This is a genomic window from uncultured Thiodictyon sp., from assembly GCF_903946935.1.
Classification (GTDB): Bacteria; Pseudomonadota; Gammaproteobacteria; order Chromatiales; family Chromatiaceae; genus Thiodictyon.
The window spans coordinates 1-7,692 of record NZ_CAJAXH010000221.1 but is presented as its reverse complement, the minus strand read 5'-3'; the positions used below and the strand labels follow the sequence as shown (position 1 = coordinate 7,692).

The window sequence follows — 7,692 nt, the reverse complement described above, 5'->3', positions numbered from 1 at the left end:
CGACCTTTGCCAGAAAATCAAAAACTTCATCGACTATTTCAACAAGACAATGGCCAAACCATTCCGCTGGACCTACCAAGGCAAGCCGTTGGCAGCCTAGCTTGACATGGTCCGAGCACTTTCATCCTGCGGTACTAGGGGCTATGGGGTAAGCGGTCGCGGCCTGGGGGCGGCGCCTACGGGGGCAGGAGCGGCCCCCAGGCGGCGGCTGACCGGTGACCTACTCCGTGATGCGGATCGGGGTGCCGTCCCGGACCAGGCGCCAGATCTCATCGATGTCCTGGTCCTGGAGGGCGATGCAACCGTTGGTCCAGTCGAGCTTGTGGTAGTCGGCCCGCACCACCGGGGACGTCGTCCCATTGGGCAGCCCGTGCAGCATGATCATCCCACCCGGCTGCACGCCGAGGTACTGCGCCAATTGCACGTCCCGCGCGTTGGGATAGGACACGTGGATCGCCTTGTGGTAGTTACTGTTGGGATTGCGCCAGTCCAGGATATAGTCGCCGACCGGGGTGCGCTTGTCCCCTTCCTGGATCTTGTGTCCCCGCGGATTATCGCTGAGGGAGACCTTATACTCCTTGAGCACTTGGCCGCTCTTGAGCAACTGCAGCTTGCGTTCGGACTTTTTCACCAAGACCCGATCGGCGTAGTCCGCCTTCACGGTCTTGGCCCCGCCCCCGCCGCAACCGCCGAGGGTCAGGGTAACGGTCACGGCCAGGGCGGCGGCAAGGCCCTGGGTTACACGGCGGGCGGTACGGATCGAGTGATTGCGCATGGTATGGGTTCCCCAGGGTGTCGGCGGGGTGCCGGAACTAGAATCGACAACGCGAAGTTTAGGTAACTTGCTGAGAATAAACAAACCGCATTCTGTACGGTTCAAGACCCGGGCAGGACGCGCAGAAACAGGGTTTTAAGATAGGCGGTCTCCGGGATCGCCGGGTGGACCGGATGATCCGGTCCCTGCTGGCCGGTCTCCAGGAGTTGCAGAAAGCGCCCGGCGCGCCGGCCGGCCTGCTGGACGGTGCGCAGGAAGGCATCGCGGTTCATGTGGAAGGAGCAGGATGAGGTCACCAGCAGTCCGCCCGGTGCCAGGAGCTCGATGCCGAGCCGGTTGAGCCGGGCATAGGCCTGCACGCCCTCCTTCTCGTCCTTGCGGCGCTTGATGAAGGCCGGCGGGTCTAGGATCACGGTGTCGAACTGCCGACCCTCGTCGCGCAGCCCACGCAACACCTCGAAGGCGTCACCCTGAAGCGGGCGGACGCGCTCGCTCAAGCGGTTGCGCTCGGCGTTGTCCGCCACCCGCTCCAGTGCGGCGGCCGAACTGTCGACGCAGGTCACCTCGGTCGCCCCCAGGGCCGCGGCGCGCAGGCCCCAGGCACCGATGTAGCTACAGACGTCGAGCACCCGTTCGCCCACCCCAAAGCGGGCCAGGCGGGTGCGGTTTTCCGCCTGATCGAAGAACCAGCCGGTCTTCTGGCCGGTGATGGGCGAGACCAGGAAATCGAGACCGTGCTCGGTCAGGATCAGCGCATCCGCGGGGTCCCCCAGGACCGTCTCCACGCCCTGGGTCAGGCCCTCCAATTCGCGCACCGAGGTATCGTTGCGCACCACGATGGCACGGGGCTTGAGCACCTGCTCCAGGGCGGCGAGGACCTCAGCGCGTACCCGCTCCATCCCGGCGGTGGTGAACTGCACGGCGAGCAGGTCGGCATAGCGGTCGACGATGAGTCCCGGCAGACCGTCGCTCTCGCCGAACACCAAGCGGTAGAAGGGGCGCCGATAGAGCCGCTCGCGCAGCGCCAGCGCATCATGGATGCGCAACAACCACAGGGCCGGGGTCAGCGGGCGGTTGCGCTCCCGGCTGACCAGGCGGGCGCAGATCAGCGAGTGCGGGTTGACATAGCCGTGGCCGATCCAGCGCTCATGGTCGCTCAGGACCTCCACCGGTTGTCCGGGTGCCAGGTCCTTCAAGGGAGTCGCCGCAGTGTCGACCTCATTGCTGTAGACCCAACAATGGCCGGCGAGCAGGCGGCGTTCCTGGTCTTTGCGCAGCAGCAGCGGCATCGGCTTCATAGGGATAGTCCTAAGGTGCTTGATCGTGGGGCGGGGGCCAACCGGCAAGGGTAACAGATGCGGGGCGCGCCTGCCCGCCGGGGCATCGCCGAATCGTTAGACAACGCCCCGACGCCCCGGCTGCCGGGCGGCCGTCTTGGACACTCCCCCTCCCCGCCCTCGCCCACGAGGGGGGAGGGAGAAGTGGACCGCGCTCCCGGCGCGACTTTCAGGGTAACGGCTCAGGTGCCGACCTTGAGCTTTTGGCCCGGGCGGACGTTGTTGTCGTTGGGCCCCAGCTTGTTGAGCCGACGCAACTCGGCCACCGAAATCCCGTTGGTGCTGGCGACGCGGTACAGGGTCTCCTGCGCCTTCACCACATGGAACTTGGTATTGCCGGACGGGCCTTCGTCCTTGGCGGTCTTAGCGGTCTTGGCGTCGGACTTCTTCGCGTCGGACTTGGCGGTCTTGGCATCGCCCTTCGCGCCCTTCGGCTCGGCCTTGGCCGTCTTGGTATCCGCCTTCCCTGATTTTCCGGCCTTCGGCTCGACCTTGGCGGTCTTGGTCTCGCCCTTGGCGGCCTTCGGGTCCACCTTGGCGGTCTTGCTCTCGCCCTTGGAGGCCTTGGGTTCAGCCTTGGCAGTCTTGGTCTCCGCCTTGGCGTGTCTCGCCCGCGTGGCACGCGGCGCGGGTTGCGCGTCTTCCTCGTCGTCCTCGCGTGTCACCCGCGGATGGCGCGCCTTGGCCGCCGTGGGCTCGGGCCGGGCTTCAATCTCCGGCTCTGACGGCGGCTCAAAGCGCGGCTCGACCGGTGGCTCGACCCGGGCGATCCGCGGCTCGGGCGGCGCCGCCTTGGCCACCTTGGGCTCAGGTGTGGGCTCAAACCGGGGCTCAAACCGGGGCTCAACTGGCGGCTCAAAGCGCGGCTCAACCCGAGCGACCCTTGGCTGCGGCGGCGCAACCCGCGCGACCGGGGCCGCCGGCATCGGCAGGTCGGCAAAGGCCGGTTCCGCTGACGTCGCCTTGAAGGCCAGGGAGGCCGCCGCCGAGGTCATGGGCTCGGCCATGGGCCGGCGCGACACAATCTCTGGGCTGTAGCGCGACGGCTGGCTGCCCACCCGTTGCAGACTGCCGGCCGGCAGCCACACCGTACTGCCGGCGGGCAAGTCCGTGCGCCCACTGAGGGCCGCGCTGCGCCAGTGCTGATTCAGGCTGGCCAGGCTCCCGGTGGAGAGTCCGTAATGGCTGGCCACCTGATCGGCCGGCATGCTGCTGGCCAAGACCAGGCGTTCGTGTGGCCAGGGCGATTCATACTGAATGCCTTCGGGGAAATAGCGCTGCGGATGACCGGCCACCTCGCGTGCAGCGATAAATTCAGCGTAATAGTTACGTGAGGCGAACTTGAACGCCTTACCCTGATAGTTCTTGACGATACGGCCGAAGTCCTGACCGTACTGGGCCTTGGCATTGGCCATGCCGCCCTGGCCATGGTTGTAACTGGTGATGGCCAGCGGCCAACTGCCCAGGCGGTTGTAGGCCTGAGACAGATAGCCGGCGGCGCCCTGGGCGGAGAGGATCGGGTCCATGCGGTCATCCACCGCCCCGTTGACATGCATGAAGATGCGACCGGTGGCCGGCATGAACTGCCAGACCCCGGTGGCCCCGGCGCTGGAGACTGCATTGGTCTGGAACGAAGACTCGACATGGGGCAGATAGGCCAGGTCCTCCGGCAGCCCATGGGCGCGCATGACCTCGCGGAAAGCCTTGTCATACCGGCCGCTGATCTCCACCCCGCGACGGAACCGATCGCGCAGGCCGCGCTGCGCACGGACCCGCTCGGCCGCCCCGTAGACACCGCGGGCACCGCCGTCCTGCTCGAACTTGGCGAGCAACACCTGCTGCTGTGGGCTCAGGGGCGCATGACTGGACTGACGCCGCTCCAGATCGCGCACCAGGTCCTTGTAATACTCCTGGCGGGCGCGGACGAAACCCTGCTGCTCCGCCGTGTAACCGCCCTTCGAGATGACGCCGGGCAGCTCCGCGACCTCATAGATCACGCCCATGTGCTCGTCGTCGTGGAAGGCGACCTTGTCGCGACCCCAAACACCGTAGACATTGCGCCAAAAATTCACGTTGGGCTCGATCTCCGCGGGCACCGGAAAGGCCCCCGCGGAACCATAGTCCACTGGGCGCGTATCGACCGCGACATCCTTCTGACTGCCGCCACCGCCGCAGCCCCCAAGGGACAGCACGGCGATCGCCGTCAGGGCGCCGATCAGGAACGGAACGGGGCGCCAGACGCGCCTCCGTCGGATACTGAGAATTGGTTCAGCGTAGCTCATGCTCGTAATTCCCCCCCGGGTGTGACATGGTTGGCCGTCGGCCAGTCGCGAGCGCTGTGAAATCTTCGCCGATCAGCCCTTTGGAAGCAATTGCTCTGTGCCTCCGAGCGTGCCTGCGTGCCCCTTGGTCGTCATTCCGGCCGGGACGCCGGAATCCAGGCCACGGACGGCCATCGCTCGACCGGTACGGACGCGCAGATATAGCGGGGGCGGCCGGCGCGCCTACAGTGGATTGCCCGCCGCGTCGCTCAGTGGGTCCAGCCCCTCGGACTCCAGGAGCGTGAGCAGCCGGATCAGCGGCAGGCCGATCAGCGCGCTGGGGTCCTCCCCCTCCAGGCGCGCGAACAACGCGATGCCCAGCCCCTCCGACTTGAAACTGCCGGCGCAGTCGTAGGGCTGCTCGCGGTCCAGGTAGGCGCAGATGCGCGCGCGGGTCAGGCGCCTGAAATGGACATGAAAGGGCTCCACCAGGGTCTGGGTGCGCCCGGTGATGGCATTGACCACACACAGCCCGGTCTGGAACACCAGGGTGCGCCCGGAGGCCAGCTCCAGTTGGGCGATGGCCCGCTCGCGGTCGCCCGGCTTGCCGAGTACCTGGTCGTCGATGCAGGCCACCTGGTCCGAACCGATGACGATGGCATCCGGGTGCCGCTCCGCCACCGCCGCCGCCTTGGCCTCGGCCAGGCGCAGCACCAGCACCTGCGGCGGCTCCCCCGGCCGGCGGGTCTCGTCCACCGCCGGGGCCACGGCGGTGAAGGGCAGCCCCAACCGTTCCAGCAAGGCGCGGCGAAAGGGCGAGGTGGAGGCAAGGATCAGCGGCTGGTGCATGGCGGTTTACAATCGGTTCGGGGTCGGCCGACTATCCTAAGCCGTTCGAGCCCCCGCGGCACCTGCCGTTGGGGGCGCTGGCGATCGTCATCGCCTGTCACTGCTTTCCGGCGGCGCCGCCGCTGCATCCCCCAGCTCCGCCCGGTAGCTGTGCAGGGCCTGACGCAGGGTCGGGAGATAGCGATCCGCCAGGAAGTCGCGCGGGAGTCCCAGCCGATCCAGCTCACGCACGATCGCCCGACTCTCCCCGGCGATGACCAACTGCGCCCCGCGCCGGCGCAACGCCTCGCGCACCTCCTGGAGGGCGTCCAGCCCGGTCACATCCAGCTCGGCGATCGGCAGGATGTCGAGCACGAACCACTTGAGTTCAGGCCCGCCCGCGTTCATGGCCTTGAGCGCCTCACGTTTGAAATAGGGGGCGTTGAAAAAGACCAGGGCGGAATGGAAGCGCCACAGCACCAGCCCGGGGATGGTCTGCACGCCCGGCGCCTCGTCCGTGGCACGGAACCCGGCATGCCCCTCGCCGAGACGATGCCGGTGAGCTGGGTGCGCCCGCCGGCCGAGTCGCTCATGGCGGTGCGCGAATCGGCCCCGCCGATCGCAAAGCCCTGGGTGAGTGCCGAGATGATGTGTAGCGCAATACCGTTTAAGAAGCCCACCAGGATCGGGCGGGAAAGAAAGTCCGCGAGCGCCCCCAGACGCAACTGACTGGCGGCGATGCAGAGCACCGTTGGCGTGCCCTGCTGCTGATGTCAAATGGTTAAGCGATTCCTCCGTGACTGGCGCCCGCTGGCAAGCGCCATCGGCCACCGCTAACGCTGCGGTGGCCCGCGCCTGAACCCCAGGTGTGCAACCGACCCGACCATTATCCGTTGCCGCGTCGCCGCGCTCTGGCTAGGATGCCCGAAGGCGGGTCGGCACGACTTGAGGTTACTGTGAAAGTCGCGCCGGGACCCGGTGGGAGCGGCTCCAGCCGCGCCGGAACCTGGCAAATTGCCGCGACCTGCAATCTGCTGGCGGCCGGCGCGGGTTACTCATCAGGTGGACTATTGCCATGACCGATCCAATCGTTACGAAAGCCGGTGGGTGCCGACGGCGGCCACGTCTCACCGCTGCCTTATGGCTCGCGCTGGCCGTGCCGCCACTCGCGCTCCAGGCCGAAGCCGTGCCGCGCGAGGCCATGCTCGCCGCCCATAACCGCGTGCGGGCCGAGGTGGGGGTGGGGCACCTGCAATGGTCCGCCGCACTGGCGGATAGCGCACAGGAATGGGCGGACACACTCGCCACCCGCAATGGCTGCGCCATGAAGCACAGTCACGGCGACCTGGGTGAGAACCTCTACTGGGCCAGTCCGGTGCGGTGGTCCAACGGTCGTCGGCAGCCACAGTCGATCACTCCCGTGCAGGTAGCCGACTCCTGGGCCGGGGAGCGGCGCTTTTATCGGCCCGCGACCAACGACTGTGCTGCGGGCCAAGCCTGCGGTCACTACACCCAGATGGTCTGGGCCTCGACCACCCAAGTCGGTTGCGCCTATCGCGTCTGCGCCAATGACGAACAGGTCTGGGTCTGTCACTACCGCCCGGCCGGAAATATCATCGGCCAGCCGCCTTACTGACCGCGGGCGACCTTGATTGGCGTCGCGGCCTGGGGCCGCTCCTACCCGCGTAGGAGCGGCCCCCAGGCCGCGACGGATGACGGCCAGACGATCGATCCGCACAGCGGACCCTACGGCTGGCACCGCGCCCCTAGGGTCCGCTGCGCGGACCATCGAGCTCGCGGCTAGCACCGCTGGAGTCTGGGAGCGCCGACATGCTGTCGGCGACGGCGTTAAGCGCCGTTGGGTCCTCGCGAAAACAAAGCCTTTTGCCATTAACCGCGAAACCGCCGCCCGCGGCTGGCCGACAGAATGTCGGCGCTCCCAGGCGGGAACGGCCGGCGCCCGCCCCGTTCTTGCCCACGTTCTGGAGCGCTATCACGAGCGCGGAAAGAGGCGCGCTGGCCGGAATAGAAACCAAGGCCGTATAGCGCCCCAACAGGGTCGAACAGACCAGCCCAGGGTACCGCCCTCGGTTCGCGTTGTCTATTCGGCCCCGCCATCGATGCCTTCTTCACCAGGGCCTTAATCCTCGCTCCAGCCACCGATGAAGGTCGGTTGGCCATCAGCCCGACCGACTGGGGGCGCCGCACCCAGTGGCCGAATCGACGCTCAATGCCTCGTTGAAGGAGTGAGCCTCAATACCCTCCTCATCAAGTATGGGTGTCTGACTGATTCTGGCAGCCTATGCGGTCGACCAACTGTGTCTCGGCCTTGATCATCGCTCCAGCCACTGGAGGTCGAGGCTTTACCGTGAAAGTCGTCGCAAGCCAATGTCGCTGAAGTATTTTTCACGCAAAAACGACAGGAGAGCGCAGGAGTGCCCCGTTAGCCTGACACACTTTCATGTTCAGGGGTGGCAGGCACACCTTCCAT

7 protein-coding genes are annotated in these 7,692 nt (G+C 66.8%); 1 reads left to right on the top strand and 6 read right to left on the bottom strand.

Annotation, left to right across the window (positions count from 1 at the left end; translation table 11 throughout):
- Window positions 1-220: 220 nt before the first annotated feature.
- From QZX93_RS19425 to QZX93_RS27475, 6 genes are all read right to left on the bottom strand, one after another.
- Window positions 221-775 (bottom strand): L,D-transpeptidase family protein, encoded by a 555-nt coding sequence (locus tag QZX93_RS19425; protein WP_295384147.1) that lies wholly within the window; start codon window positions 773-775, stop codon window positions 221-223.
- A gap of 101 nt (window positions 776-876) precedes the next feature.
- A complete protein-coding gene (locus QZX93_RS19420) occupies window positions 877-2,073 on the bottom strand; it encodes a class I SAM-dependent rRNA methyltransferase (protein ID WP_295384145.1) in 1,197 nt (398 codons plus the stop codon).
- A gap of 221 nt (window positions 2,074-2,294) precedes the next feature.
- The gene (locus QZX93_RS19415; protein ID WP_295384143.1) at window positions 2,295-4,394 is read right to left on the bottom strand and encodes a transglycosylase SLT domain-containing protein; all 2,100 of its coding nucleotides are present in this window, start codon (window positions 4,392-4,394) and stop codon (window positions 2,295-2,297) included.
- A gap of 222 nt (window positions 4,395-4,616) precedes the next feature.
- Window positions 4,617-5,222: a nucleoside triphosphate pyrophosphatase gene (locus QZX93_RS19410; protein ID WP_295384141.1), complete on the bottom strand. Its 606-nt coding sequence runs from the start codon at window positions 5,220-5,222 to the stop codon at window positions 4,617-4,619.
- An 87-nt stretch (window positions 5,223-5,309) separates the two neighbouring features.
- Window positions 5,310-5,702, bottom strand: a complete 393-nt coding sequence (locus QZX93_RS19405) for a sodium-independent anion transporter (protein WP_295384139.1) — start codon at window positions 5,700-5,702, stop codon at window positions 5,310-5,312.
- Complete coding sequence (locus QZX93_RS27475) at window positions 5,606-5,950, bottom strand: SulP family inorganic anion transporter (RefSeq protein ID WP_366760760.1); 345 nt, start codon at window positions 5,948-5,950, stop codon at window positions 5,606-5,608. Before QZX93_RS27475 ends, QZX93_RS19405 begins: the two co-directional genes overlap by 97 nt.
- A 326-nt stretch (window positions 5,951-6,276) precedes the next feature.
- Between QZX93_RS27475 and QZX93_RS19395 the strand changes: the two genes are divergently transcribed.
- Entirely contained in the window at window positions 6,277-6,837 is a 561-nt protein-coding gene (locus QZX93_RS19395) for a CAP domain-containing protein (RefSeq protein ID WP_295384135.1), read from the top strand.
- Window positions 6,838-7,692: the final 855 nt, after the last annotated feature.